The organism is Stenotrophomonas sp. DDT-1, assembly GCF_001580555.1.
GTDB classification, from domain to species: Bacteria; Pseudomonadota; Gammaproteobacteria; order Xanthomonadales; family Xanthomonadaceae; genus Stenotrophomonas; species Stenotrophomonas sepilia.
This window is the reverse complement of the sequence record NZ_LEKR01000005.1, coordinates 72,087-97,865: the sequence shown is the minus strand read 5'-3', so window position 1 is coordinate 97,865 and position 25,779 is coordinate 72,087. Positions and strand designations below refer to the sequence as shown.

Sequence of the window (25,779 nt, the reverse complement as noted above, 5' to 3'; positions counted from 1 at the left end):
CACCATGGTCGTACCGGCCGCGGGCCGGCTGCAGGCCTGACGGGTAGTGCCGGCCGCTGGCCGGCAAAGAGTAGCCATCAGCAGTCATCCAAGCGGAACGCATCCCGCAGCCAATGCAGCTGCGGCGGTTCGCCGGTGGCTTCCACCACATCGAAGCGGCAGGGTGCATTCGCCAGCGCCGGGTGGTCCTGCAGGTACAGCTGCGCGGCGTGGGCCAGGCGCCGGCATTTGCGCGCATCGACCGAAGCGGCGCCACCGCCGAAATCGGATCGCGCGCGGTAGCGCACTTCCACGAACACCACGGTGCCGGCATCGTCCATCACCAGGTCCAGTTCACCGCCGCGATAGCGCACATTGCGCGCACGCGGCTGCAGTCCGGCCTGTTGCAGATGCTGCTCGGCGGCCGCTTCCACCGCCGAGCCACGTTGGCTGCTCTCAGCGACCACCGACGATCGGCATCGGCCGGCCGCCATTGAAGGTCGACCAGGCCGGCTGGCGCAGGATGTTGCCGTTGCTGTCCAGGAACAGGGTGCCGGTGGCACCGTCCAGGCCGCCTTCGTTGGACAGTTTGTCCAGGTAGGCGGTGATCTTCCAGGCGTCGGCACCGAAGGCGAACAGGCGGCCGGCCGCACCGCGTGCGCTCGGCAGGGTGCTGGCCACCTGGCTGGCCGACGGCAGGCCGGACACGCTGCGCACGTTCCAGGCTTCGTTCGGATAGACGATGCCGTCCAGCGCCACGTCTTCTTCCACCTTGCCGCTGCCAACGGTCAGCTGCGAGGTGCCGACGCGGGTCGCGCCGCCTGCACCGGCCAGCGCCAGCTGCGGCGCCAGCAGGCGCGCCTGCGGCGCACGCACGGCGAGGAACACGGCATCGACCTGGCCGGCGTTGCGCACCTGCGCGCCGACATCGCCGACGGCATCGGTGACGCCGACCGTGGCCACCACCTGGCCACCGCGCTGGGCGAAGCGCTGGGCGAAGGCGGCGGCGGCACGGCGGCCGGTGTCGTCGGCGCTGTTGATCACCAGCGCCTTGCTGCGCTCGCGGCCACGCAGGTACTCGGCGGCGACGATGCCGTCGTCTTCCGGTGCCAGCGAGAAGCCGGCACTGCCGGCCGGCGGTGCGTCCTTGCCGCGGTTCAGGGCCAGCACCGGCACCTGCAGCTGCTGGCGGCCGTACACGGCGTCCACTTCGTCGCGGCCCAGCGGACCGACCACGAAGTCGGCACCGGAGGCGACGGCCTTGTCATAGGCGGCCAGGGCACCGGCAGGGGTGCCGGCGGTGTCGAAGAAGTTGATGTCCGGGCGGCGGCGGCTTTCACCGTAATAAGCGCTCAACAGGCCATCGCGCACCGGCTGTGCGGCGGTGGCCAGGCGGCCGCTGAGCGGCAGCAGCACGGCCAGCTTGGCCGGCGGGCGGTACCCGTCGCTCATCGCCGGCGGGCGCTTGCTGGTGTCGAACTGGGCCGCGCCATCGCGGTCGAACGGGCGCGGCAGCGGCAGGCCGCGCGCGATCAGCGCACGGCCTGCGAAGTTGTAGAGCGGGTCGTTGGCCGGCAGGGCGGCGGCACGGCTGCGCAGGGTGGCGTCGTCGAGGGTGCCGAGCAGGCCGGCAATGGCGGCCTGGTTCTCGCTGCGCGCGCTGCCGGTCAGGCTGGAATGGGCGCGGGCGCGCTCGGTGGCGGCGCCGAAGGCATCGCCGGTGCCCTGCAGGGCACTGGCGCGGGCCAGGTACCAGCGCGTACGCAGCGCCGGCAGCACGTTATCGCCGTGGTCCTTCAGCAGGGCCAGTGCCTGCGCCGGCTGCTTGTCGGCCAAGGCGAGCTCGGCACCGGTCAGCTGGTAGCGCTGCAGGCTGGCGCCGGACAGCTGGCGTGCGGTGAGCTGGCCGAGCAGGCTGCGCGCGCGGGCACTGTCGCCGGCCAGGTGCCAGGCCCAGGCCGCATCGGCCAGTGCGTTGCTGCGGGCACCGCCGCGCAGGGTGGAGGCCAGGCCTTCCAGCTGCAGCGCGGCATCGCGCGGCTTGCCCTGTTCGATCAGCGCCAGCGCCTGGCTCTGGGCCGGCGAATCGGGCGTGCTGGTCAGGCTGGTGGTGGCACAACCGGCCAACAGCATCAGCGACAACGACAGGGCGGAGATCCGTGCGGCGGGCTTGTTCATGATCGGGTCCATGCGATGAGGGCAGCGGCCTTGGCCGGGTACACGCTACGATTCTACCCTTGCCCCGTGAGTACCGCTGAAATGAGTGTCCCAACCCTGTACGTCGTCGCCACCCCGATCGGCAACCTGGCCGATCTGAGCCCGCGCGCGCAGGAGGTGCTGCGTTCGGTGGCGGCCATCTGTGCCGAGGACACCCGCCGCAGCGGCCAGCTGCTGTCCCACTTCGGCATCCAGCAACCGCTGGTGGCCCTGCACGAACACAATGAAGAGGCCCTGGCGCAGCGCCTGGTGTCGCGCCTGCAGGCCGGCGAGTCGCTGGCGCTGGTCAGCGATGCCGGCACCCCGCTGGTCAGCGATCCCGGGTTCCGCCTGGTGCGCGCGGCCCGCGCGGCGGGCATCAAGGTCAGTCCGGTTCCCGGTGCCTGCGCCGCCATCGCCGCGCTGAGCGTGGCCGGCCTGCCCAGCGACCGTTTCAGTTTCGAGGGCTTCCTGCCGGCCAAGGCCAGCGGCCGCCGCGACCGCCTGCAGGCGCTGGCCGGCGAAGTGCGCACGATGGTGTTCTACGAATCCTCGCACCGCATCGCCGAGTCGCTGGCCGACATGGCGGCGATCTTCGGCGGCGAACGCCCGGCGGTGCTGGCCCGCGAGCTGACCAAGCTGTTCGAGACCGTCCTTGATGGTGACCTGGCCGGCCTGCTGGCCAGGGTCGAGGCCGACGAGAACCAGCGCAAGGGCGAGTTCGTAGTGATGGTGCAGGGGGCGGGTGACGATGAGGAAGCGCAGCTGGCACACGGCCGTCGCGTCTACGCGAAGCTGAGCGAGCACCTGCCGCCGTCAACTGCCGCCAAGCTGGCTGCTGAGTTGACCGGCGCACCGCGCAAGGCGCTGTACGGGAGTTGATGGATCGCTCCGGGCCATGCCTGGGCAGCGCGCGGCGCGAAATGCGAAACGGTTCGCATCCGCCGGAGGGTCGCCGATCTCTGGCGAGTGAATGTGCTCACGTGCGCAGCTGAGGGGCGAATCAGGGGCCAGGCAATGTCGTGATGAGCATCAATGATCGACCCACTGATGATCGTACGAACCCAGCAGCCTTTGGCATGACGGGACGTCCTGCAGAGCGACATTGAGATCAGTCGAGCCCGTGCGGATACTCCCGATGCGGAAGGGTGTCCGTAGTGTGACCCCATTTCCGAGGCCTCTGACGCGTGAGGACCGGTGCTCGGGATGTCCTCAAACGCCTGGCTTGGGCGAAGACGCTCCGGCACACGCCTCTTCATCCCCCACTTGGGAGTAATTGTTCGAGATGGCATTGACAGCCTACCTTCAAGCTCATTTCCTGCCAAAGGATGCGTTCGCCGCATTCTGCAATGTGTCAGAAGAAAGACTCAGTCGCCTGATTGCAGTGGGCGCGGTGCCGCAGCCCACCTACACCTGCGAGGAAGGCACCATCTATGCGCGTGCGTCGATGCCGTTCTCGCCGGCCGAGTATGACCGTAGCAGCAGAAAGCGGTTGGTCGACGATCTTCGCCGGGAGCTGGGCGAAAAGTCCTGAAAGGGCGTGCAGACCTGCATGGCTCGTTCACAGACTGGGACGCTGGAACACGGCAGCGGCCGAATTCCGGGGGGCTAAGGGGCGAAGCTCTCAAATTTCCTTCAGGGAGGAAAGACAGATGTTTGAAAAGGGACTGTTCCTGCTGTTCGCACTGGCCGATGTGCCAGCTCCTGCAGCTGAAGCGCCGCCACCTGCAGCCATTACCGAAGCCGATCTGGGCCCGGACTATGTCGGCTACCTGCTGTTCGATCCGGGGTTGGTCGAGTTCAATCGGCTGCAGTCGGTTCGCGATTACGGCAATTACCTGACCTACCGCGCGGCACGTGACGCGTTGGAGAGCTACGAGGCATGTCTGCAGGTGGGGGCCGACAACCACGCGCAGATCGAGGCGGCCTACCAGCAGTTGGTGAGCAGCCAGCAGCGGTACGTCAGCGCGGCGCAATGGCGCGACCTGCGGCAGGCCCTGCGTGCGAGGCGCGAGCCGGTGCCCGAGCGCGCGTCGTGGCAATGCGCCGCATTCGTGGACAACGCGCCCTATTTCGATGCGGGGTTGGACGATGCACTGCTGGGCGCCACCGAATTGGCGCGCGAGCAGGCCGGGGAAGGGGATTCGCGTAGCGACGCGCTGCGCCCGGTCCTCGGCGTTCAGATGGGGGGCGCGACCGTGATCGAATCCGAGCCTGACGAGGGTCCGGCCCATCGCGCCGGCCTGCGCAAGGGGGATGAGGTGCTGGCCGTGGCGGGTACCCGAGTGAAGACCGTCTTCGGTGTCGGCCAAGCGTTGAAAGCCTACGCGCCGGGCGATCGCGTGGACGTGCGCGTTCGCCGCATTGAATGGGACGGTTCGCAACCGCAGGTGCGGGAATTGATCGTAGATGTGGTGCTGGAGTCGCGGGCGGTGGTGATGGCGAGGGCGAAGGGCCGCTAGAGCCACGCCACGCGTGGATGAACCGGATGCCGCGATCGGCACGGCAGGACGGGCGTGCGTAGGCTAGAATGTGCGCTGGCGGAGCCGGCCAGACAGTCGCGTCATCCCTTCGGGGGTGCCGAGGAAAGTCCGGGCTCCATAGGGCAAGGTGCCAGGTAACGCCTGGGCGGCGCAAGCCGACGGAAAGTGCAACAGAAAGATACCGCCTACGTCTTCTTCGGAAGGCCGGTAAGGGTGAAATGGTGCGGTAAGAGCGCACCGCGAGTCTGGCAACAGACCGGCACGGCAAACCCCACCTGGAGCAAGACCAAATAGGGATCCTTTGGCGCGGCCCGCGTTGGATCCGGGTAGGTTGCTTGAGCGTTGCGGTGACGTAACGCCTAGAGGAATGACTGTCCACGACAGAACCCGGCTTATCGGCCGGCTCCGCCTCTTTTTCCGGTAAGCCGAGCACGGCTCGGCTCTACAGTACAGCCGAGCCATGCTCGGCTGCTTTCCGTCCAGACGCTCGGGATGTTGTTCAGCCCGGCGTGCGGTACTGCCCGGCGGAAATGAACTGCGAGAAGCGCTCGCACCACACCACCACCGTGGTGTAGTCGTCCACGTCCACGTTCGCGGGCACCTCGACCAGGAAGCGGTTGAAGGTCTTCACCTCGCCGATGCGCTGGGCCTGCGCCTTGATCTTCAGGAAGTCGGCCTTGTTGTCGACGAAGTCGCGGACCAGGTAGACCTTGTAATCCGGGCCCGGTCCCATCTTGCCGTCGAAGGCGACCTGGGTGGCGCTGACGCTGACCTTGCCTTCGGCCCAGTGCACCGCATCGCTGCCCTTGAGGTCGCGGCGGAAGGTGGTGCGGTAGGTGGCGTCTTTCATCGCGGCCTGTACCTGAGCGACCGGCGGGTCATCGGGGGCGATCAGGATTGGCAGCAGATAGACGCCCAGGCCGAAGCCCAGGCCGAGGGTGAGCAGATGGGTGGCGAGCAGGATGAGGATGCGGCGCATGGGGCCTCCTTGTGGTTGCGGTCGATCGCGCGGCGTGATGCCGGGCGCGACCACCCTGGGAGGTCAGGGCCGACATTTATAGACACAGTGCCGAATGCGAAAAGGACACAGTGGGCAGGCTGCAATGCCGGGACCTCTGTGGCACGGGCGGATCGCGGTCGCCGCTGGAAGCTGAATGACGTTTCAGGCCTGTTGCGATGACGCCTGCCGCCGCGTCGATGGCGACAACGGCGTGCAGGTCGTGCCGGCAGGAGAACCCGGCCAGCGGCCGGCACGACCGGGTCAGAATATGACGTGGTTCTGTCCGCTGGAGACACCCTGCGGGCCGAAGCGGCGTTCGTGGATCTCGCCGTGGCCGTCGGCGTCGATCAGCAGCACGGTGCTGGCGCGGGTGCCGTAGTCGTCGCCGCGGATGAAGGCCGGGCTCAACCAGCGCTCGCGTTCCAGGCCGATGCCGGTGTCGGGCAGGTGGCTGTCGGCGGGGCGGTGTTCATCGGCCAAGGCATTCCAGAGCGGGGTCAGGTCCGGGGTCAGATCCCTTTCGCGTTGCGAAAGGGATCTGACCCCGTCTGCTTCCAGCCATGCCGACAGCGCGGCCATCAGCCGTCGGGTCTTCGGCCAGGGCGCGTCCAGCGCGCCGTTGGACATGCCGTGTACGCCCGGGCCAAGCGTCTGCCGTTCGGCGGGATGGTTGCCCAGGTACTCCAGGCTGTCGCCATCGGCCAGCAACAGATTGAATGGGGCGTAGGCACCGGCCACGGTTGCCAAGCGATCAATATGCACGGCGGCCGGGTCGCGGCCGCGCAGGAAGTCGGCCACCAGCGCGCCCCGCGACGGTCCGGTCTGGGCCACCAGCGGGTCGCGGACGTTGGTGACCACCGCCATCCGGCCCGAGGCGCCGACTCCGGCCCAGCCACCGCCGGAGCGCAGGTCGCGTCCCCCGATGACGGAGGTCTCATCCTGCCAGGGGGCCAGCGCCGCGGTGGGGCGGGCGTGGAACTCATCACGGTTGCCGGTCATCACCAGCCGCCAGCGCGGGTGGTGCATCCAGCCAAGAGCAAGCAGGCACATGGCCTCATTGTGCACCGTTTGCGCAGTCCGGCGCCGTTTCCGGCCCGGCTCGGATGAATGCGCGGCCGATGTTTCACGCCCCGTCCACGCCCCTGAACTTCCGTTCAATCTCAAAAATTGAGACGGATCAGCAACTTGTGGATAAGCCTTGAACAATTCTCTAAAGGTTGTTGCAAGCCATTGATGCGGCTGGCGATTTCCCTGCTGAAAAGTTGTTGACAACCCTCGGCCCGCTGCTAAGGTGGGCATCAGAGGGAAATCCGGGTGTTTTGTGGGTTTTCGTGGTTCAATGTTTCACCGGGCGAAGGACAAGGTGCAGGCGTCGTGTTCCAGGGCGAGACGGCCATCACAGTTGACGACAAGGGGCGCATGGCGGTTCCCACCGCTTACCGCGACCTCGTCGCGCGCGCCAGCAACAACCGTCTCGTGCTGACCTACAACCCGTTCGAAGCCGGCTGCCTGTGGCTGTACGCAGAGTCGGAATGGGAACGGGTCCGCGACGATGTGATGTCCAAGCCCAACACCCAGCGCGTCGTGCGCCTGTTGCAGCAGAAGCTGGTCGGCTCGGCCGCCCATCTGGAACTGGACGGCAACGGTCGCATCAGCATCCCCGCCAGCCACCGCGGTGCGGTGGGCATTGAGAAGAAGGCGGTATTGCTCGGCATGGGCGACAAGTTCGAATTGTGGAGCGAGCAGGCGCATCGGGCCCTGATCCAGCAGACGTTGTCTGACGAGGATCTGGGTGATGGGTTGCTCGACCTGAAGTTGTGAGCCGGGGTGCCCGGATGCGCCCAGAAGCGCAGGCCGGTCACCTTCCGGTGTCGCAGTCGCCGGCGGTGCACCTGCCGGTCCTGTACACCCAGGTCCTTGAAGGCCTGAGGGTGATCGAAAACGGACGTTATCTGGATGGCACGTTCGGTCGTGGCGGTCATGCACGTGGCGTGCTTACCCAGCTCGGTCCCGAGGGGCGCCTGCTGGTCATGGACAAGGATCCGGAAGCCATCGCCGTTGCCGAGCGCGATTTCGCGCCGGACCCGCGCGTGTCCATCTTCCGTGGCAGCTTCGCCCAGCTGCTGCAGTGGGATGCGACGGCCGAAGGCCTGGACGGCGTGCTGTTCGACCTGGGCGTGTCGTCGCCGCAGCTGGACGTGGCCGAACGTGGCTTCAGCTTCGGCAAGGACGGCCCGCTGGACATGCGCATGGACCCGGACAGCGGTGAAAGCGCCGCGCAGTGGATCAACCGCGTGGAAGAGCGCGAGATCGCTGATGTGCTGTGGACCTACGGCGAAGAGCGGCAGAGCCGGCGCATCGCCCGCGCCATCGTGGCCCGCCGCGAGAAGCAGCCGTTCTCCCGCACCGCCGAACTGGCCGAGCTGATTGCCTCGGTGATGCCGCGTGGAAAGGACAAGATCCATCCCGCCACGCGCAGCTTCCAGGCCATCCGCATCCACATCAACCGCGAGCTGGCCGATCTGGAAGCAGGGCTCGATGCGGCGGTGGAACGGCTCAAGCCCGGTGGCCGCCTGGCGGTGATCAGCTTCCACTCGCTGGAAGACCGCATCGTCAAGCAGTACATGAACCGCCTGGCCAAGGCGCCGCCGGCCAACCGCCGCCTGCCCGAGGCCGTTGCGTTCGTGCCGACGCTGGACCTGATCGGTGGGGCAATCAAGGCCACCGACGAAGAGCTGGCCGCCAACCCGCGCGCCCGCAGCGCCGTGCTGCGCGTGGCCCAGAAGCGGGAGGCCGACGCATGAGCCGGCTGCTGCTGATCATCCTGTTGGCCTGCACCGTGGCCTCGGCGATCGGCGTCGTGTTCGTGCGTCACCGTCATCGGCAGACGTTCATCGAGCTGTCGCGCGCCGAGCGCAAGCGCGATGACATCAACCTGGAATTCGGCCGCCTGCAGCTGGAACAGGCCACCCTGGCCGAAGCAAACCGTGTCGATCGCATCGCCCGCGAGAAGCTCGGCATGAAGTTCCCCGAGGCCGCCGACATCGTGGTGGTGCGCCCATGAGCAAGACCGGTCGCAACCGTCCACGCAATGCCTTCAACCTGCGCCAGCGCCTGCGCTGGGTGGCGTTGGCGCTTGGCCTGTGCTCGGTGTCGCTGGTCGGTCGCGCGGCCTACGTGCAGATCATCAACAGCGACTTCTACCAGCGCCAGGGTGAGGCCCGCTACCTGCGCGAGCTGCCGATCAAGACCTCGCGCGGCATGATCACCGACCGCAACGGCGAGCCGCTGGCGGTATCCACGCCGGTTGCCTCGATCTGGGTCAACCCGCAGGACCTGCTGCGTTCGCCCGAGCGCATCCCCGAGCTGGCCCAGGCGGTCGGCATGTCGGTGGATGAGCTGAGCAGCCGCCTGTCGCAGAAGTCGGACAAGGAATTCATGTACCTGCGCCGCCGGATCAATCCGGACGAGGCGGAGAAGGTGGTCGCGCTGAAGATCCCGGGCGTGGCCGCGCAGCGCGAGTTCCGCCGCTTCTACCCGCAGGGTGAGGCGATGGCGCACGTGCTGGGCTTCACCAACATCGATGATCGCGGCCAGGAAGGCCTGGAACTGGCCTTCGACGAATGGCTGCGCGGCAAGCCCGGTGCGAAGCGGGTGATCCGCAACCGCAAGGGGGAGACCGTCGAAAGCGATCTGCTGCGTGCCGCTGAGCCGGGCAAGGACCTGACGCTCAGTATCGACCGCCGCATCCAGTACCTGGCCTTCAAGGAACTGCGCAACGCGCTGGTGGCCAACAAGGCGGCCGGCGGTTCGATGGTGATCATGGACGTGACCACCGGCGAGATCCTGGCCATGGTCAACCTGCCGACCTACAACCCGAATTCGTTGACCGGCGCGATCCCTGATACGCGCCGCAACCGCGCGGTGACCGACCTGGTCGAGCCGGGTTCGACGATGAAGCCGCTGACCATCGCCACCGCGCTGCAGGCCGGTGCGGTGACCAAGGACACCATCATCGACACCAACCCGGGCTACATGACGCTGGGTCGCTTCACCATCCGCGACGTGCCACGCAACAACGGCGTGCTGAACGTGACCGGCGTGATCACCCGCAGTTCGAACGTGGGTGCAGCCAAGGTTGCGGCGAAGATGCCGGACCAGACCTTCTACGACGGCGTGCGCCGCTTCGGCTATGGCTCGGCGCCGCACAGCGGGTTCCCGGGTGAATCGGCCGGTGTGGTAATGCGTCCGGCGCGCTGGTCGGGGACCACCAAGACCACCATGTCCTACGGCTACGGCCTGTCGGTCACGCCACTGCAGATTGCCACCGCCTACTCGGCGCTGGCCAACGGCGGGCGCCTGATCGCGCCGACCTTCGTCAAGGGCCAGCGCAACGAAGGCCAGCAGATCATCGACGAGAACGTCGCCAGGCAGGTGGTGGCGATGATGGAGACGGTGGTCACCCAGGGCGGCGCCAAGCAGGCGGCGGTGCTGGGCTACCGCGTGGCCGGCAAGACCGGCACCGCGCGCAAGGCCGGTCCGGGTGGTTACGAGCGCGGCCATTACAACGCGCTGTTTGCCGGCGTGGTGCCGGCCACCAACCCGCGCTTCGCCACCGTCATCGTCATCAACGATCCGCAGGCCGGCAAGTTCTACGGCGGCCTGGTGTCGGCGCCGGTCTATCACAACGTGATGGAAGGCACCCTGCGCTTGATGGACGTGCCGCTGGATGACCTGCAGTCGTGGCTGGCCGCACAGCAGTCGGGCAAGGTCGGCCATTCGGCCTCGATCCTGCCCGCACCGCCGGCCGAGACCGCGCTGCCGGTCGATGCCGCCGCTGAATTCGATGCCGCGCTGCCGAGCGCGCAAGCCCAGACGCCGCCCGCTACGGGAGGCACGCAATGAGTCCTTCGATGTTGCTTTCGCAGTTGCTTCCGGACGTGGCCCTGGCGGGCCATGATCCCGTTCTGACCGGCCTGGTGCTGGACAGCCGCGCCGTGCGCCCCGGCAATGCCTTCGTCGCCATCGCCGGTTTCGGCGCGCATGGCCTGGGCTTTGTCGAGCAGGCCCGTGCGGCCGGTGCCAGCGCCATCCTGTTCGAGCCACCGGCACCGGCCGAGCTGCCGGCGCCGGCCGATGCGATCGCCGTGCCGGGCCTGCGGGCGCGCATGGGGGCGATGGCCGACCAGTTCCACGGCGCGCCGTCGCGGGCGATGGCGATGGTCGGCGTGACCGGTACCAACGGCAAGACCTCCACCGTGCAGCTGCTGGCCCAGGCCTGGCACCTGCTCGGAACGCCCAGTGGCAGTATCGGCACGTTGGGCGCCGGACTTTATGGTGCGGTCGAGCCGACCGGATTCACCACGCCGCTGGTACTGCAGATGCATGCGCTGCTGGCACAGCTGCGCGACGCCGGCGCGCGCGCGGTGGCGATGGAAGTCAGCTCGCACGCGCTGGACCAGGGCCGCGTGGATGCCGTGCACTACGACGTGGCGGTGTTCACCAACCTCACCCGCGACCATCTGGACTACCACGGTGACATGGCCAGCTACGGCGCGGCCAAGGCGCGGCTGTTCCATCGCCCGGGCCTGAAGGCGGCGGTGGTGAACCTGGACGACGCCTTCGGTCGCCAGCTGTTCGCTGGCCTGCCTGCCGGCGTGCAACCGATCGGCCTGAGCTCGCGCGGTGCCGCTGACGCCAGCGTGCGCGCCGAAGCGCTGCAGCTGGATGGGCGCGGTATTGCCTTCGAGCTGGTCATCGACGGCCAGCGTGCCGCGGTGCAGTCGCCGCTGCTGGGCCGCTTCAACGTGGACAACCTGCTGGCCGTGGCCGGCACCCTGCACGCGCAGGGCCAGCCGCTGCCGCGCATCGCCGAGGTGCTGTCGGCGCTGCAGCCGATCCGTGGCCGCATGAACCGCCTCGGCGGCGAAGACGGCCTGCCGACCGTGGTGGTCGACTACGCACATACCCCGGACGCGCTGGAGCAGGCGCTGGACAGCCTGCACGGCCATCTGCAGGGCACGCTGTTCTGCGTGTTCGGCTGCGGTGGCGAGCGCGATACCGGCAAGCGTCCGCAGATGGCGGCGATTGCCGAGCGCCTGGCCAACCAGGTCATCGTCACCGACGACAACCCGCGTGGCGAGGATGGCGACGTGATCGTGGCCGACATCCTGGCCGGCTTCCAGCACGCCGATGCCGTGACCGTGCAGCGCAACCGCGCGCGCGCGATCGGCCTGGCGGTGAAGCGAGCCGGTGCCGGCGACATCATCCTGATTGCCGGCAAGGGCCATGAGCCGTACCAGGAAGTGAATGGCGTGCGCCATGACTTCGACGACACCGAAGTGGCTGCGGCTGCACTGGCGGCCAAGGCCGGTGTTCTGCAGGCACAGGCCGGGGAGGGCGCCGCATGAAGCGCACCCTGCTTTCGCTGATCGCACACTGGGCCGGTGGCGAGATCCACGGCGACGACGTGGCCATCGATGCAGTCAGCAATGACACCCGCAACCTGGGCCCGGGCAGCCTGTATGTGGCGCTGCGCGGCGAGCGTTTCGACGGCCATGACTTCGCTGCCGACGCGCAGGCGCGCGGTGCCAGTGCGCTGCTGGTCGAGCGCCTGTTGCCGGTCGAACTGCCGCAGGTGCTGGTGGCCGACAGCGAGCTGGCACTGGCGAAGATCGCCACCGGCATGCAGCGTGACCGTGGCACCGAGGTGTTCGCGATCACCGGCAGCAATGGCAAGACCAGCGTGAAGAGCCTGCTGCTGTCGATCCTGCAGCAGGTGGCCCAGCACGCGCACAAGGTGGTCTACGCCAACCCGGGTAACCGCAACAACGAGATCGGCCTGCCGCTGGCGGTGATCGACGCGCCGGAAGATGCCGACTACGCCGTCTACGAGATGGGCGCTGGCAAGCCTGGCGATATCGCCTACCTGACCGACATCGCCCGCCCGCGCTATGCGCTGGTCAACAACATTGCCCCCGCCCACCTGGAGCGGATGGGCAGCCTGCTCGGCGTGGCGGTGACCAAGGGCGCGATCTATGCCGCGCTGCCGGCCGATGGCGTGGCGGTGATCAACGCCGACGATGCCTACGGCCGCTGGTTCGAACAGCACTTCGTCGGCACTCCGGCGCGTTGCCGCGTGCTGCGCTATGGCCTGGAACACTCGGCGGACGTGACCGCGCGCGACATCCGCGCCGGTGCGCAGGGCAGCCAGTTCACCCTGGTCGCACCGACCGGCGAAGCCCGCGTGGTGCTGGGCCTGCCGGGTCGCCACAACGTCAGCAATGCGCTGGCCGCCGCCAGCCTGGCGCTGGCCGCCGGTGTCGATCTGGCGCTGATTGCGGCCGGGCTGGCCGAGGCCCAGCCGGTACCGGGACGCCAGATCGCCCATCAGCTGCGCAACGGCGCGGTGCTGGTGGACGACAGCTACAACGCCAATCCCGGCTCGCTGGCTGCGGCCATCGATGCCCTGGCCACTGCCCCGGAAGAGGGCTGGCTGGTGCTGGGTGACATGCGCGAGCTGGGCCCGGATGCCGAAGCGCTGCATGCGCAGGCCGGCATCCGCGCACGCGCCGCCGGCCTCAAGCGCCTGTATGCGCTGGGCCCGCTCAGTGCCGCTGCCGCCACCGCCTTCGGCGACGGCGGCCGTCATTTCGCCACCCATGACGCGCTGTCGCAGGCGCTGAAGGACGAGCTGCACGCCGGCGTGCGCTGCCTGGTCAAGGGTTCCCGTGGCAGCGCCATGGACACGATTGTCAAAGCGCTGCTGGCGCAAGGAGAGGAATCCCCGCATGTTGTATGAACTGGCTCGATGGTTGCAGCAGTTGGAGAGCCTGTTCGGGCTGTTCAACTACCAGACGTTCCGCGCCATCCTTGCCGCGCTGACGGCCCTGTTCCTGTCGCTGTGGTTCGGCCCGGCGATGATCCGCAAGCTCGCCCAGTTCAAGGGCGGCCAGCCGATCCGCCAGGATGGTCCGCAGACCCATTTCTCCAAGGCCGGCACGCCGACCATGGGCGGTTCGCTGATCCTGCTCACCATCACCCTGTCGGTGCTGATGTGGGCGGACCTGCGCAACCGCTACGTGTGGCTGGTGCTGGCGGTGATGCTGTGCTTCGGCGCCATCGGCTGGTATGACGACTGGATCAAGATCGTCCGCCGTGACCCGAACGGCCTGAAGTCGCGCTGGAAGTACCTGCTGCAGTCGATCTTCGGCCTGGCCGCGGGCCTGTTCCTGTTCTACACGGCCGACGTGCCGGCAGCGCTGACCTTCTACATCCCGATGTTCAAGTCGGTCGCGCTGCCGCTGGCCGGCATCGGCTTCGTGGCCATCGCCTACTTCTGGATCGTCGGCTTCTCCAACGCGGTGAACCTGACCGACGGCCTGGACGGCCTGGCAATCATGCCGACCGTGCTGGTGGCCTGCGCGCTGGGCGTGTTCGCCTATGCCTCGGGCAACGTGGTGTTCGCCAACTACCTGCAGATCCCGCAGATCCCGGGCGCCGGCGAGCTGGTCATCATCTGCGCGGCCATCGCCGGAGCCGGCCTGGGCTTCCTGTGGTTCAACACCTATCCGGCCATGGTCTTCATGGGCGACATCGGCGCGCTGGCGCTGGGGGCGGTGCTGGGCACGATCGCGGTGATCACCCGCCAGGAACTGGTGCTGGTGATCATGGGCGGCGTGTTCGTCATCGAAACGCTGTCGGTGATGATCCAGGTCGCCTCGTTCAAGCTGACCGGCAAGCGCGTGTTCCGCATGGCGCCGATCCACCACCATTTCGAACTGAAGGGCTGGCCGGAGCCGCGCGTGATCGTGCGCTTCTGGATCATCTCCGTCGTGCTCGTGTTGATCGGCCTGGCCACGTTGAAGGTGCGCTGAGATGAACGACCTGTCCCGCCAGGCAACACGCCTTGAAGCCATCGAAGGCAGCTACGACAAGTGGCTGCTGGGCGCGATCATCGCGCTCACCGGCGTGGGCGTGGTGATGGTGGCGTCCAGCTCGATCGCCTTGATGAGCAGCCCGTTCTACTACCTCAACCGCCACCTGATCTTCCTGGCGGTGGGTATCGTGCTGGCGGTCGTTGCCGCCCGCACCGAGCTGAAATCCATCGAGCAGTACAACCAGATGCTGCTGCTGGGCTGCTTCGTGCTGCTGCTGGCGGTGTTTGCGCCGGGCCTGGGCAGCACGGTCAACGGCGCACGGCGCTGGATCAACCTGGGCATCTCCAAGTTCCAGACGGTCGAGGCGGTGAAGGTGCTGTACATCGTCTGGCTGTCCAGCTACCTGGTGCGCTTCCGCGACGAGGTCAATGCGACCTGGCCGGCGATGCTCAAGCCGCTGGGCGTGGCCGGTGCGCTGGTGGTGCTGCTGCTGCTGCAGCCGGACTTCGGTTCTTCGACCCTGCTGCTGGCGATCACCGCCGGCATGCTGGTGCTGGGCGGGGTGAACATGCCGCGCATGTCGATGCCGGTGGTCATCGGCCTGGTCGGCATGAGCGCGCTGGCGATCATCGAGCCGTACCGCATGCGCCGCATCACCTCGTTCCTGGACCCGTGGGCCGACCAGCAGGGCGACGGCTACCAGCTGTCCAACGCGCTGATGGCGGTGGGCCGTGGCGAGTGGACCGGCGTCGGCCTGGGCAATTCGGTGCAGAAGCTGTACTACCTGCCGGAAGCGCATACCGACTTCATCTTCTCGGTCACCGCCGAGGAATTCGGTTTCCTGGGTACCTGCGTGATCGTGGCGCTGTACGCGCTGCTGGTCGGCCGTACCTTCTGGCTGGGCATGCGCTGCGTGGAAATGAAGCGCCACTTCTCCGGCTACATCGCCTTCGGCATCGGCCTGTGGATCAGCATGCAGACCTTCGTTTCGATCGGCGTGAACCTGGGCATCCTGCCGACCAAGGGCCTGACTCTGCCGCTGATCTCCTCCGGCGGCTCGTCGGTGCTGATGACCTGCGTGGCGATGGGCCTGCTGCTGCGCGTGTCCTATGAGCTCAAGCGCGCCGAGCGTCGCCAGGCGGTGCGCATCGGCGGCGCCGAAGACGCCGCTGCCGAGCCGATGGACGGGCCCGCCGCGCCGGTGGCCGCCAGCGTGCCGATGAGCGCCGAGCCGGTGGCTGCCGCTGCGCCGAACGCTGCGCGTGGCACCAGCCGCCTGCAGTCGCGCATCGAACCGACCTTCGGGAGGCTGTCATGAGCGGTGCTTCCAACGCCCGCCCGGTGATGATCCTGGCCGGTGGCACCGGCGGTCACATCTTCCCCGGCCTGGCCGTGGCCCGTGTGCTGCGCGAGCGTGGCGTGCCGGTCACCTGGATGGGCGCCGAAGGCGCGATGGAAACCCGTCTGGTGCCGCAGCACGACATCGCCATCGACACGCTGGCGATCACCGGCCTGCGCGGCAAGGGCAAGCTGGCGCTGCTGGGCGCGCCCTGGCGGCTGATGCGCGCGCTGCGCGCGGCCGGCATGATCATCCGCAAGCGCCAGCCGCGTGCGGTAGTGGCCTTCGGTGGCTTCGCCTCCGGCCCGGGTGGCATGGCCACGCGCCTGCATGGCCTGCCGCTGATCGTGCATGAGCAGAACCGTGCACCGGGCCTGACCAACCGCATCCTGTCGCGCTATGCGCGCCGGCTGCTGACCGGCTTCCCGGGCACCTTCGTCCAGCGCGAGGAGTTCGTGGGCAACCCGGTGCGTGCGGAGATCGCCGCCATCGCTCCGCCGGAACAGCGCTTCGCCGACCGCAACGGCCCGCTGCGCGTGCTGGTGGTGGGTGGCAGCCAGGGTGCGCGCGCACTCAATGCCGGCGTGCCGCAAGCGATTGCCGCGCTGGGTGCCGGCGTGCCGGTGCAGGTGCGCCACCAGAGTGGCGAGAAGATGCATGCCGAGGCGGTCGAGGCGTATGCCAAGGCCGGCGTGCAGGCGGAAATCACCCCGTTCATCGCCGACATGGCCGAGGCCTTCGCCTGGGCCGATCTGGTCGTGTGCCGCTCCGGTGCGTCGACCCTGGCCGAGCTGTGCGCGGCCGGCGTCGGCAGCGTGCTGGTGCCATTCCCCGCTGCCGTCGACGATCACCAGACCCGCAATGCGGAGTACCTGGTCGAGCGCGGCGCGGCGGTGTTGCTGAAGCAGGACGGAACGCTGGCCGACGGCATTGCCGCACTGCTGCGCGATCTGTCCGAAAATCCCGCCCGCCGCATGCAGATGGCGCAAGCCGCGCGTGCCCTGGCCAAGGTCGATGCCGCCGAGCGCATCGCCGATATCATTCTCGAGGAAGCTGTATGAAGAAGGCATGCCACCGCGCCTGCCCTGCGCGAGGCCGCGCATGATCCGTCGCCTGCACGACACCAACGACCTGGTGCGCGCGTTCCCGCGCGTGCATTTCGTCGGCATCGGCGGCACCGGCATGAGCGGCATCGCCGAAGTGATGCTGACGCTGGGCTATGAAGTGTCCGGTTCGGACAACGCCGACAACGTGGCAACCCGCCGCCTGGCCAGCCTGGGAGCGCGCATCATGCGCGGCCACTCGGCAGCCAACGTGCTGGGCACCGACTGCGTGGTGGTCTCCAGTGCCATCCGCGAAGACAACCCGGAACTGATGGAAGCGCGCAGCCAGCGCATTCCGATCATGCCGCGCGCGGCGATGCTGGCCGAGCTGATGCGCTTCCGCCGCGGCATCGCCGTGGCCGGTACCCATGGCAAGACCACCACCACCAGCCTGACCGCGGCGGTGCTGAGCGAAGGTGGCCTGGACCCGACGTTCGTGATCGGTGGCCAGCTGCTGGCTGCCGGTGCCAACGCCAAGCTGGGCGGTGGGCAGTGGCTGGTGGCCGAGGCCGACGAAAGCGATGGCAGCTTCCTGCGCCTGAACCCGCTGATGTCGATCATCACGAACATTGACGCCGACCACCTGGAAAACTACGGCAACGACTTTGCCCGCGTGCAGGCGGCGTTCGCCGAATTCCTGCAGCGCCTGCCGTTCTACGGCCTGGCGGTGCTGTGCATCGACGATCCGGAAGTGGCCGCGCTGGCCGCCAGGACCCCGCGCCACGTGATGAGCTACGGCATGAGCCCGCAGGCCGACGTGCGCGCCGAGAACGTGGTGCAGGAAGGATCGCGCATGCGCTTCACCCTGCGCCTGCCGCAGGGCACCAGCCAGGAAGTGGTGCTGGCGCTGCCGGGCAGGCACAACGTACTCAACGCGCTGGCCGCCGCCGCGGTGGGCTGGCAGCTGGGCGTAGCACCGGACGCCATCGCGCGCGCGCTGGAAGGCTTCGCCGGTGTCGGTCGCCGCTTCAATGATCTGGGCGAAGTGACCACCGCCAGCGGTGCCAAGGTGCGCATCATCGACGACTACGGCCATCACCCGAGCGAGCTGGAGGCGGTATTCGCCGCCGCCCGCGGCGGCTGGGCTGACAAGCGCCTGGTGGTGGCCTTCCAGCCGCACCGCTACAGCCGCACCCGCGACCAGTTCGACAAGTTCGCCGCGGTGCTGTCCAGCGTCGACGCGCTGGTGCTGAGCGAGGTCTATCCGGCCGGTGAGGAACCCATTGCCGGTGCCGACTCGCATGCGCTGGCCCGCGCCATCCGCGCGCGCGGCCGCAGCGAGCCGGTGGTGGTGGGCAAGGCCGCCGAGCTGGCCAGCGTGCTGCCGGACGTGCTGCAGGACGGTGACCTGCTGCTGATGATGGGGGCCGGCGACATCGGTGCCGTGGCCACCCATATCGCGGTGGAAGGCTTCCAGGCGGAGGGCCAGGCGTGAGCGCGCTGACGTTCCCGCCGCTGCGCGTGACCGACCCGGCCGTGTTCGGCCGCGTCGCCGTGCTGCTCGGCGGCAGTTCCAGCGAACGCGAGGTGTCGCTGGATTCGGGCCGCAACGTGCTCGAAGCCCTGCAGTCGCGCGGCGTCGATGCGTTCGCCGTCGATGGCATTCCGGCGCTGGCCAGCGCGCTCGCCGCCGGTGGCATCGACCGCGTGTTCAACATCCTGCATGGCCACAACGGTGGCGGTGAGGACGGCATCGTGCAGGGCCTGATGGACGCCTTCGGCGTGCCGTACACCGGCTCGGACGTGCTGGGTTCGGCGCTGAGCATGGACAAGATCCGCACCAAGCAGGTGTGGCTGTCGCTGGGCCTGCCGACCCCGCAGTACCGCAAGGTCGACGCGTCGAACGTGCATGCGCTGGCCGCCGAGCTGGGCCTGCCGGTGGTGGTGAAGCCGGCCAACGAAGGCTCCAGCGTGGGCATCAGCCGGGTCACCGACGAGGCCGGCCTGGACGAGGCCGTGGCCCTGGCCGCGCGCTACGACGGCCAGTTGCTGATGGAGCAGATGGTGGTGGGCGATGAGCTGACCGTGGCCATCCTTGGCGATGTTGCCCTGCCGTCGATCCGCATCGTGCCCAAGGGCCAGTGGTACGACTACAACGCCAAGTACATCGCCGAGGACACCCAGTACCTGTGCCCGGGCCTGGACGGTGGCGACGAAGACGAGATCCGCCGCATCGCGCTGGCCGCATTCCGCGCCGCTGGCTGCCGTGGCTGGGGCCGCGTGGACGTGATGCGTGACCGGGCCAGCGGCCGTTTCTTCCTGCTGGAAGTGAACACCGCGCCCGGCATGACCAGCCATTCGCTGGTGCCCAAGGCGGCCCGCCAGGCCGGCATCGGTTTCGAGGAACTGGTGTGGCGCGTGCTGGAACAGACCCTGGAGGCCGCGCACGCATGAACGCGCTGCTGCGCATCTTCGTCTGGCTGTTGGCACTGTCGGTGGTTGCACTGCCGGTGGTGGCCGTGGTCAATGGCTGGGTCGGCGCCGAGCGCTGGCCGCTGGCGAAGCTGCGCGTGCATGGCGAGTTCAAGCGGGTGCCCGCCGAACAGCTGCAGCAGGTGTTGCTGCCGTACGCGCGCGCCGGCTTCTTTGCGGTCAAGCTGCAGGATGCGCAGGACGCGCTGGAAAAGCTGCCGTGGGTGGAAAGCGCGCAGGTACGCAAGCAGTGGCCGGATGTGCTGGAAGTGACCCTGGTCGAGCACAAGCCGTTCGCACGCTGGGGCAACGACCGCCTGGTCTCCGAGCAGGGCAAGCTGTTCCCCACGCCGAAGAAACTGTCAGACCTGGAACTGCCGGAGCTGGATGGCCCGGACAGCCAGACCCAGGAAGTGATGAAGCTGTACAGCGACTCGCGTGCCTTGTTCGCACCGGCCGGCGTCGACGTGCGCCGGGTGACGATGGATGCGCGCGGCAGCTGGTCGCTGGTGCTGAGCAACGGCACCGAAGTGGTGGTCGGCCGTGACGACGCGCGCTCGCGCATGCAGCGCTTCGTCAAGGTGCTGCCGCAGCTCAACCGACAGGACGCGCCGATCGAGCGCGCCGACCTCCGTTACACCAATGGTTTCACGCTGAGCTGGGGTACCCCGGCCACGCCGGCGAAAACGCCGGCGACCCCGGCCAGAAGCACGCAGGAAAGGACATGAATCGCAAGGGTGACAAATCGCTGATCGTTGGCCTGGACATCGGCACCTCCAAGGTGGTGGCGCTGGTGGGCGAGTATTCGCCGGGCAACCCGATCGAAGTGATCGGCATCGGCTCGCACGAATCGCGCGGGTTGAAACGTGGCGTGGTGGTGGACATCGAATCGACCGTGCAGTCGATCCAGCGTGCGGTGGAAGAAGCCGAGCTGATGGCCGGCTGCGAGATCCGTTCGGTGTACGCCTCGATCTCCGGCAACCACGTGCAGTGCAAGAACTCGCCGGGCATCGTGCCGATCCGCGACGGTGAAGTGACCTGGGGCGACCTGGATCGCGTGCTCGACGCGGCCAAGGCGGTGGCGATCCCGGCCGACCAGAAGATCCTGCACGCGATTCCGCGCGAGTACGTGCTGGACGATTCGCAGGAAGGCATCCGCAACCCGGTCGGCATGACCGGCGTGCGCCTGGAAGTGCACGCGCACCTGGTGGTGTGCGCGCAGTCGGCGGCGGCCAACATCAGCAAGTGCGTGCAGCGCTGCGGCCTGCAGGTGGACGACCTGGTGCTGTCCTCGCTGGCCTCCAGCGTGGCGGTGCTGACCGCCGACGAGCGCGAGCTGGGCGTGGTGCTGGTCGACATGGGCGCCGGTACCACCGACATCGCGGTGTTCGTGCAGGGCGCGATCTGCCACACCGCCTCGCTGCCGATCGCCGGCGACCACGTGACCAACGATATCGCGCACATGCTGCGCACGCCGACCCCGGAAGCCGAGCAGATCAAGGTGCGCTATGCCTGCGCCCTGGCCCAGCTGGCCACGGCCGAGGAGAGCATCCAGGTGCCGTCGGTCGGCGACCGCCCGCCGCGCCGCATGCCGCGCCATTCGCTGGCGCAGGCCGTGCAGGGTCGCTACGAGGAGATCTTCGAGATGGTGCAGGCCGAACTGCGCCGCTCCGGCTTCGAGGAACTGGTGCGCGCCGGCATGGTGCTGACCGGGGGCGCATCGAAGATGGAAGGCGTGGTCGAACTGGCCGAGGAAATGCTGCAGATGCCGGTGCGCGTGGGCATCCCGCAGCACGTCACCGGCCTGGGCGAAGTGGTCGGCAACCCGGTGCACGCCACCGGCGTGGGCCTGCTGCTGATGGGCAGCCAGATCGAGCACCCGCGGCGGCCGTCGCTGCCGACCGGGCGCGCTGGAAGCATGTTCAAGAAGCTCAAGACCTGGTTCCGCGGCGAGTTCTGACGCGGAACCCGTAACTCCGGGCCCGGCCCGGCGCAACACCCGCAGTACCCGCATCACAACGCAACAACGCACTACACAACCCACACAGCCGCAACGGCAACATGACACGCGAAGGCAGGAGGCCCGACCGTCCATGCCACCGACAAGCGGATACAACGAGGACACGGACATGGCGCATTTTGAACTGATCGAAAAGATGGCACCCAATGCGGTGATCAAGGTGGTTGGCGTGGGCGGCGGCGGCGGCAATGCCGTGGCGCACATGGTCAACTCGGCGGTGGACGGCGTGGAGTTCATCACCGCCAACACCGACTCGCAGGCCATCAAGAATTGTGGTGCCAAGCTGCAGCTGCAGCTGGGTACCAACGTGACCAAGGGCCTGGGCGCAGGCGCGAACCCGGAAGTCGGCCGCCAGGCCGCGCTGGAAGACCGTGAGCGCATCATGGACGCGCTGCAGGGCGCGGACATGGTGTTCATCACCGCCGGCATGGGCGGCGGCACCGGCACCGGCGCTGCGCCGGTGGTGGCGCAGCTGGCCAAGGAAATGGGCATCCTGACCGTGGCCGTGGTCACCAAGCCGTTCCCGTTCGAAGGCCGTCGCCGCATGCAGGTGGCGCTGAAGGGCATCGAGGAACTGAGCCAGCACTGCGACTCGCTGATCACGATCCCGAACGAGAAGCTGATCACCGTGCTGGGTCGCAACGCGACCATGATCCAGGCCTTCCGCGCCGCCAACGACGTGCTGCAGGGCGCCGTGCAGGGCATCGCCGACCTGATCGTGCGTCCGGGCCTGATCAACGTCGACTTCGCCGACGTGCGCACCGTCATGTCCGAAATGGGCCTGGCGATGATGGGTACCGGCACCGCACGGGGCGATGACCGCGCCCAGGCCGCTGCCGAATCGGCGATCCAGAACCCGCTGCTGGACGATGTGAACCTGGCCGGTGCCAACGGTATCCTGGTCAACATCACCGCCGGCGCGGACTTCACCATGGCCGAGTTCGACGAGATCGGCCGTACCATCGACGGCTTCGCTTCGGAAGACGCCACCGTCGTGGTCGGCACCGTGCTGGACCCGGACATGCAGGACGAAGTGCGCGTGACCGTGGTGGCCACCGGCCTCAACCGCGTCTCGGCCAGCAAGACCCAGCGTCCGGGCGAGCGTGCACCGATCAAGCTGGTCCGCAACGCCACCACCGGCCAGCCGGAGTTCGGCGAGTTCGACAACGGCGGCGACGCCGTGTCCAAGGCCGTGGGCGGCATGGGCCTGGGCCTGCGTCGCGCCAGCAGCGATACCGCGGCGGCTTCCGCCCCGTCGGCCCCGGCGGCTTCGGCCCCGGCAGCGGCGGAACTGCCGAACGACTACCTGGACATCCCGGCCTTCCTGCGCCGCCAGGCGGACTAAGCGGGGCGGCCCGGGGTTGTCCTCCCCGGGTTGCGCCACCATGTCCTGAAAATGCGGGCGTCGGGCCAGGATGGGCCCGGCCGCCCTGCTTCACGCGCTTTCCCAGCGGCGTGCCGGTGTGTCCTGCCGGTGGCTGTCACTGGCGTTTCAGCCAGGGTAGGGGAGTGCGCGTGTTAATCTAATGTGTCACTTCCGGTCCATCCCCATGATCCAGCAACGCACCCTCAAGAACACGATCCGCGCCACCGGCGTTGGCCTGCACAGCGGTGACAAGGTCTACATGACCCTGCGCCCGGCACCGGTCAACCATGGCATCGTGTTCCGCCGCGTGGACCTGGACCCGGTGGTGGAAGTGCCGGCCAAGGCCGAACTGGTCACCGAAGTGACCCTGTGCACCGGCCTGACCTGCAACGACGCCAAGATCCAGACCGTCGAACACCTGATGTCGGCGCTGGCCGGCCTGGGTGTGGACAACATCATCGTCGAACTGTCCTCGGCCGAGCTGCCGATCATGGACGGTTCGTCCGGTCCGTTCGTGTTCCTGCTGCAGTCGGCCGGCATCGTGGAACAGGATGCGCCCAAGCGCTTCATCCGCGTGCTGAAGACCGTGGAAGTGACCGAGGGCGACAAGGTGGCCCGCTTCACCCCGTACGAGGGTTACAAGCTGGGCTTCACCATCCAGTTCGACCACCCGATGATTCCGGCCAAGCAGTCGCGCCAGGAAATCGAGTTCTCGACGCTGGCCTACACCAAGGAAATCTCCCGCGCGCGCACCTTTGGTTTCATGCGTGACCTGGAGTACATGCGCGAGCGCAACCTGGGCCTGGGCGGTTCGATGGACAACGCCATCGTGCTGGACGAGTTCCGCGTGCTCAACGAAGATGGCCTGCGCTACGCCGACGAATTCGTGCGCCACAAGATTCTTGACGCCATCGGCGACCTCTATCTGGCCGGTGGCCAGGTGCTCGGCGCCTACGAGGGCTTCAAGTCCGGCCACGCGCTCAACAACAAGCTGGTGCGTGCCCTGATGGCCGACGCCAGCGCCTGGGAATGGGTCAGCTTCGACTCGCCGGCCACACCGGATCCGGTGGAATACGCCACCCCGGCGTATGCCTGATTCCATAGGCTGTTGAATTTAAAGATAAAAACGCCGCCTTCCTGGGCGGCGTTCTTGTTTCCGCCGTCGCCGACGCATTCAGCGTGCTTGAAAGACGTCAAGGCTGGTTCAAGGTCACGGTTTTGTGAACCTGTTGGATCAGAAGCCTGAATTTAACGCAGTTTTAACAACAATCTAACGACAGGCCCCCGGATGGCCGCTAGGATGCGACCCGGCCCCCGAAATGTTTCACGCCGTGGTGACACGCGCGACGGGGAGCGGAGCCGGATGCTCCGTTGCCATCAGGACCGTTTCTTCGGCTTCGAAGGAACGTCCTGCAGGCAAGCCAAGGCGTCGCGTAGCCCTTTGTGCGTGGCGGCTGAAACTGCGTGGGGTCCATTCCGGTTGTCGAGCGCTGGGGAGCGCGTGGGAGTGGGAGACGCAGTCTTGATGGTCACCCTGGTGGCCTTCAGCCCGATGGAACGGGCCGCGTCGAGCAGCTGGGCTTCGGCAAGCCGCAACTTGGCATGCCAGACCGGGGACTCGACGAGAAAAACGAGGTGTTCCCCGTCCACATTGGCCAGCCGGCAACGGCTGCGCAGAGGTGGCGGCAACTGGGGGCGCAACTGACGGTCCAGCGCGTCGAGCCACAAGGCACGCCGCAGCGGGTTGCCGCTTTTGTCCGCCATTACCGCATCCAGCGCCGGTTTCGGTGCCGACGCGGGGCGAACGCTGGATTTCGGCTCAGACATGAAAACTCACTGATGGCATTCAAAAAGATCGTAATCAAAACGCGTGAAGGACAGGCCAAGTCGTCGCCGATCGCGCGTTTGCGGTTCTATTTCGAGGACCGCCCCCGCGCCCTGCTGGGCAGCGTGCTCGGGGTAGGCTGCATTATCGGCCTTGCTGGCGGCATTGGCGCCAGCGCGCTGAATGATTCCCGGCTGCAGGCCAAGGTCGAGCGCCAGGATGCGGAACTGGCCAAGGTCAAGCGCGATGCGCAGACCCAGGTCAATGCACTGGCGGCCCGCCTCGGCGAGCTGCAGGCCCAGGCGACCCGCCTCAACGCCCTCGGCGAACGGCTGACCCAGATGGGCAAGCTGGAGGACGGCGAGTTCGACTTCAACGAGACCCCGGGCCTCGGTGACGGTGACGCAGGCGGCCCGACCAGCGACATCCCGGTCAAGGACGTCAACGCCGACTTACAGGTGCTGGAGCAGCGCTTCGCTGCTTCAGGCCGCCAGCTGTCGGTGATGGAATCGCTGATGTTCGACCACCAGCTGCAGCAGAACGCGGTGCCGTCGCGCATGCCGATCCGCAACAGCTATGTGACGTCCGGCTTCGGCACCCGTGCCGACCCGTTCGGCCGCGGCGCCGCCACCCACAAGGGCATGGACTTCCACGCAAAGGTCGGTGACCCGGTGATGGCCGTGGCCGAGGGCGTGGTCAGCTTCGCCGGCGTGAAGGGCGGCTACGGCAATGTCGTCGATGTCGACCATGGCAATGGCTATGTCACCCGCTACGCGCACAATTCGCGCCTGGTGGTGAAGGCCGGCGACCTGGTCCGTGCCGGCCAGGAAGTGGCCAAGGCCGGTTCCACCGGCCGTTCGACCGGTGCCCACGTGCACTTCGAAGTGTGGGAAAACGGCAACGTGGTCAACCCGCGCAAGTTCCTCGGCGACGGCGGCAACACGCCGGTCGGCCGCGTCAGCCGCGGCTGATGCCCGGGTCGGATCCCTTCCGCGCCGCGGGAGGGCTCTGGCCCCGTATCCGTGTTTCTTTGCCGAATCCGGGGCGATTGCGACCGGATTGGCGCTTGAAACCTCAGCCGGCCGTCCCAAGCTACAATGGGTGTTGCCATCGACAGGGCGCCAGGCGCCCTGTTTCGTTTGCGGCGGACGGATCCCAAGGGGGAGGCCGGGCGTCG

23 protein-coding genes, 1 other RNA gene and 1 pseudogene are annotated in these 25,779 nt (G+C 67.8%); 20 read left to right on the top strand and 5 right to left on the bottom strand.

Annotated elements, in window-relative coordinates; genetic code table 11:
• Positions 1-77: 77 nt before the first annotated feature.
• Complete coding sequence (locus AB839_RS04165; protein ID WP_061478400.1) at positions 78-473, bottom strand: YraN family protein; 396 nt, start codon at positions 471-473, stop codon at positions 78-80.
• Positions 436-2,157 carry a penicillin-binding protein activator gene (locus AB839_RS04160; RefSeq protein WP_061478442.1) on the bottom strand — a complete coding sequence of 574 codons (1,722 nt, stop codon included), beginning with the start codon at positions 2,155-2,157 and terminating at the stop codon, positions 436-438. Before AB839_RS04160 ends, AB839_RS04165 begins: the two co-directional genes overlap by 38 nt.
• Positions 2,158-2,238: 81 nt before the next feature.
• Here AB839_RS04160 and rsmI point away from each other — a divergent pair, with 81 nt between their 5' ends.
• From rsmI to rnpB, 4 genes are all read left to right on the top strand, one after another.
• Positions 2,239-3,057 (top strand): 16S rRNA (cytidine(1402)-2'-O)-methyltransferase, encoded by an 819-nt coding sequence (rsmI, locus tag AB839_RS04155; RefSeq protein WP_061478399.1) that lies wholly within the window; start codon positions 2,239-2,241, stop codon positions 3,055-3,057.
• A 403-nt stretch (positions 3,058-3,460) separates the two neighbouring features.
• A complete protein-coding gene (locus AB839_RS21675; protein ID WP_185807438.1) occupies positions 3,461-3,709 on the top strand; it encodes a DUF6058 family natural product biosynthesis protein in 249 nt (82 codons plus the stop codon).
• A gap of 118 nt (positions 3,710-3,827) precedes the next feature.
• On the top strand, positions 3,828-4,637 hold the full coding sequence (locus AB839_RS04150) for a PDZ domain-containing protein (RefSeq protein WP_061478398.1): 810 nt from the start codon (positions 3,828-3,830) through the stop codon (positions 4,635-4,637).
• A gap of 80 nt (positions 4,638-4,717) precedes the next feature.
• Positions 4,718-5,069, top strand: an RNA gene (gene rnpB / locus AB839_RS04145) — RNase P RNA component class A.
• Positions 5,070-5,157: 88 nt separating this feature from the next.
• Here the strand turns inward: rnpB and AB839_RS04140 are convergent.
• The gene (locus tag AB839_RS04140) at positions 5,158-5,637 is read right to left on the bottom strand and encodes a DM13 domain-containing protein (protein ID WP_005415283.1); all 480 of its coding nucleotides are present in this window, start codon (positions 5,635-5,637) and stop codon (positions 5,158-5,160) included.
• 282 nt (positions 5,638-5,919) lie between these two features.
• Positions 5,920-6,708 (bottom strand): NRDE family protein, encoded by a 789-nt coding sequence (locus tag AB839_RS04135; protein ID WP_061478397.1) that lies wholly within the window; start codon positions 6,706-6,708, stop codon positions 5,920-5,922.
• A gap of 324 nt (positions 6,709-7,032) precedes the next feature.
• On the opposite strand from AB839_RS04135, the gene mraZ reads away from it, so the two are divergent.
• The 15 genes and pseudogenes from mraZ (at position 7,033) to lpxC (ending at position 23,873) form a co-directional block, all read left to right on the top strand.
• Positions 7,033-7,479, top strand: coding sequence for a division/cell wall cluster transcriptional repressor MraZ (gene mraZ, locus AB839_RS04130; protein WP_004143635.1), 447 nt, complete (start codon positions 7,033-7,035; stop codon positions 7,477-7,479).
• A gap of 14 nt (positions 7,480-7,493) precedes the next feature.
• On the top strand, positions 7,494-8,462 hold the full coding sequence (gene rsmH, locus AB839_RS04125; protein ID WP_049468237.1) for a 16S rRNA (cytosine(1402)-N(4))-methyltransferase RsmH: 969 nt from the start codon (positions 7,494-7,496) through the stop codon (positions 8,460-8,462).
• Complete coding sequence (ftsL, locus tag AB839_RS04120) at positions 8,459-8,722, top strand: cell division protein FtsL (RefSeq protein ID WP_005415286.1); 264 nt, start codon at positions 8,459-8,461, stop codon at positions 8,720-8,722. Before rsmH ends, ftsL begins: the two co-directional genes overlap by 4 nt.
• Positions 8,719-10,563 carry a penicillin-binding transpeptidase domain-containing protein gene (locus AB839_RS04115; RefSeq protein WP_049406060.1) on the top strand — a complete coding sequence of 615 codons (1,845 nt, stop codon included), beginning with the start codon at positions 8,719-8,721 and terminating at the stop codon, positions 10,561-10,563. Before ftsL ends, AB839_RS04115 begins: the two co-directional genes overlap by 4 nt.
• Positions 10,560-12,068: a UDP-N-acetylmuramoyl-L-alanyl-D-glutamate--2,6-diaminopimelate ligase gene (locus AB839_RS04110; protein ID WP_061478396.1), complete on the top strand. Its 1,509-nt coding sequence runs from the start codon at positions 10,560-10,562 to the stop codon at positions 12,066-12,068. The genes AB839_RS04115 and AB839_RS04110 overlap by 4 nt, the downstream gene beginning before the upstream one ends.
• Entirely contained in the window at positions 12,065-13,459 is a 1,395-nt protein-coding gene (gene murF, locus AB839_RS04105) for a UDP-N-acetylmuramoyl-tripeptide--D-alanyl-D-alanine ligase (protein ID WP_061478395.1), read from the top strand. The genes AB839_RS04110 and murF overlap by 4 nt, the downstream gene beginning before the upstream one ends.
• Positions 13,449-14,534: a phospho-N-acetylmuramoyl-pentapeptide-transferase gene (gene mraY / locus AB839_RS04100; RefSeq protein ID WP_061478394.1), complete on the top strand. Its 1,086-nt coding sequence runs from the start codon at positions 13,449-13,451 to the stop codon at positions 14,532-14,534. The genes murF and mraY overlap by 11 nt, the downstream gene beginning before the upstream one ends.
• A 1-nt stretch (position 14,535) precedes the next feature.
• Positions 14,536-15,855 (top strand): putative lipid II flippase FtsW, encoded by a 1,320-nt coding sequence (ftsW, locus tag AB839_RS04095; RefSeq protein WP_061478393.1) that lies wholly within the window; start codon positions 14,536-14,538, stop codon positions 15,853-15,855.
• Positions 15,852-16,937: an undecaprenyldiphospho-muramoylpentapeptide beta-N-acetylglucosaminyltransferase gene (murG, locus tag AB839_RS04090; RefSeq protein ID WP_061478392.1), complete on the top strand. Its 1,086-nt coding sequence runs from the start codon at positions 15,852-15,854 to the stop codon at positions 16,935-16,937. Before ftsW ends, murG begins: the two co-directional genes overlap by 4 nt.
• A gap of 40 nt (positions 16,938-16,977) precedes the next feature.
• Positions 16,978-18,414, top strand: coding sequence for a UDP-N-acetylmuramate--L-alanine ligase (murC, locus tag AB839_RS04085; protein ID WP_061478391.1), 1,437 nt, complete (start codon positions 16,978-16,980; stop codon positions 18,412-18,414).
• The gene (locus tag AB839_RS04080) at positions 18,411-19,373 is read left to right on the top strand and encodes a D-alanine--D-alanine ligase (RefSeq protein ID WP_061478390.1); all 963 of its coding nucleotides are present in this window, start codon (positions 18,411-18,413) and stop codon (positions 19,371-19,373) included. Before murC ends, AB839_RS04080 begins: the two co-directional genes overlap by 4 nt.
• A pseudogene (locus tag AB839_RS04075) lies at positions 19,370-20,044 on the top strand (cell division protein FtsQ/DivIB); the annotation flags it as partial. The gene AB839_RS04080 and the pseudogene AB839_RS04075, both read left to right, overlap by 4 nt.
• A gap of 71 nt (positions 20,045-20,115) precedes the next feature.
• A complete protein-coding gene (ftsA, locus tag AB839_RS04070) occupies positions 20,116-21,351 on the top strand; it encodes a cell division protein FtsA (RefSeq protein ID WP_005408083.1) in 1,236 nt (411 codons plus the stop codon).
• Between the two features lie 169 nt (positions 21,352-21,520).
• A complete protein-coding gene (ftsZ, locus tag AB839_RS04065; protein WP_005415297.1) occupies positions 21,521-22,756 on the top strand; it encodes a cell division protein FtsZ in 1,236 nt (411 codons plus the stop codon).
• A gap of 205 nt (positions 22,757-22,961) precedes the next feature.
• Entirely contained in the window at positions 22,962-23,873 is a 912-nt protein-coding gene (gene lpxC / locus AB839_RS04060) for a UDP-3-O-acyl-N-acetylglucosamine deacetylase (RefSeq protein WP_061478389.1), read from the top strand.
• A gap of 281 nt (positions 23,874-24,154) precedes the next feature.
• On the opposite strand, the gene AB839_RS04055 is transcribed toward lpxC, so the two are convergent.
• Positions 24,155-24,604, bottom strand: coding sequence for a DUF721 domain-containing protein (locus AB839_RS04055; RefSeq protein WP_049413132.1), 450 nt, complete (start codon positions 24,602-24,604; stop codon positions 24,155-24,157).
• Positions 24,605-24,616: 12 nt separating this feature from the next.
• Here AB839_RS04055 and AB839_RS04050 point away from each other — a divergent pair, with 12 nt between their 5' ends.
• Positions 24,617-25,573: a M23 family metallopeptidase gene (locus tag AB839_RS04050; protein WP_033834438.1), complete on the top strand. Its 957-nt coding sequence runs from the start codon at positions 24,617-24,619 to the stop codon at positions 25,571-25,573.
• Positions 25,574-25,779 lie beyond the last annotated feature (206 nt).

Coding starts and splice junctions, on each gene's coding strand:
- AB839_RS04165 (WP_061478400.1), bottom strand. CDS start 473: ATGGCGGCCGGCCGATGCCGATCGTCGGTGGTCGCTGAGAGCAGCCAA.
- AB839_RS04160 (WP_061478442.1), bottom strand. CDS start 2,157: ATGAACAAGCCCGCCGCACGGATCTCCGCCCTGTCGTTGTCGCTGATG.
- rsmI (WP_061478399.1), top strand. CDS start 2,239: ATGAGTGTCCCAACCCTGTACGTCGTCGCCACCCCGATCGGCAACCTG.
- AB839_RS21675 (WP_185807438.1), top strand. CDS start 3,461: ATGGCATTGACAGCCTACCTTCAAGCTCATTTCCTGCCAAAGGATGCG.
- AB839_RS04150 (WP_061478398.1), top strand. CDS start 3,828: ATGTTTGAAAAGGGACTGTTCCTGCTGTTCGCACTGGCCGATGTGCCA.
- AB839_RS04140 (WP_005415283.1), bottom strand. CDS start 5,637: ATGCGCCGCATCCTCATCCTGCTCGCCACCCATCTGCTCACCCTCGGC.
- AB839_RS04135 (WP_061478397.1), bottom strand. CDS start 6,708: ATGTGCCTGCTTGCTCTTGGCTGGATGCACCACCCGCGCTGGCGGCTG.
- rsmH (WP_049468237.1), top strand. CDS start 7,494: ATGCGCCCAGAAGCGCAGGCCGGTCACCTTCCGGTGTCGCAGTCGCCG.
- ftsL (WP_005415286.1), top strand. CDS start 8,459: ATGAGCCGGCTGCTGCTGATCATCCTGTTGGCCTGCACCGTGGCCTCG.
- AB839_RS04115 (WP_049406060.1), top strand. CDS start 8,719: ATGAGCAAGACCGGTCGCAACCGTCCACGCAATGCCTTCAACCTGCGC.
- AB839_RS04110 (WP_061478396.1), top strand. CDS start 10,560: ATGAGTCCTTCGATGTTGCTTTCGCAGTTGCTTCCGGACGTGGCCCTG.
- murF (WP_061478395.1), top strand. CDS start 12,065: ATGAAGCGCACCCTGCTTTCGCTGATCGCACACTGGGCCGGTGGCGAG.
- mraY (WP_061478394.1), top strand. CDS start 13,449: ATGTTGTATGAACTGGCTCGATGGTTGCAGCAGTTGGAGAGCCTGTTC.
- ftsW (WP_061478393.1), top strand. CDS start 14,536: ATGAACGACCTGTCCCGCCAGGCAACACGCCTTGAAGCCATCGAAGGC.
- murG (WP_061478392.1), top strand. CDS start 15,852: ATGAGCGGTGCTTCCAACGCCCGCCCGGTGATGATCCTGGCCGGTGGC.
- murC (WP_061478391.1), top strand. CDS start 16,978: ATGATCCGTCGCCTGCACGACACCAACGACCTGGTGCGCGCGTTCCCG.
- ftsA (WP_005408083.1), top strand. CDS start 20,116: ATGAATCGCAAGGGTGACAAATCGCTGATCGTTGGCCTGGACATCGGC.
- ftsZ (WP_005415297.1), top strand. CDS start 21,521: ATGGCGCATTTTGAACTGATCGAAAAGATGGCACCCAATGCGGTGATC.
- lpxC (WP_061478389.1), top strand. CDS start 22,962: ATGATCCAGCAACGCACCCTCAAGAACACGATCCGCGCCACCGGCGTT.
- AB839_RS04055 (WP_049413132.1), bottom strand. CDS start 24,604: ATGTCTGAGCCGAAATCCAGCGTTCGCCCCGCGTCGGCACCGAAACCG.
- AB839_RS04050 (WP_033834438.1), top strand. CDS start 24,617: ATGGCATTCAAAAAGATCGTAATCAAAACGCGTGAAGGACAGGCCAAG.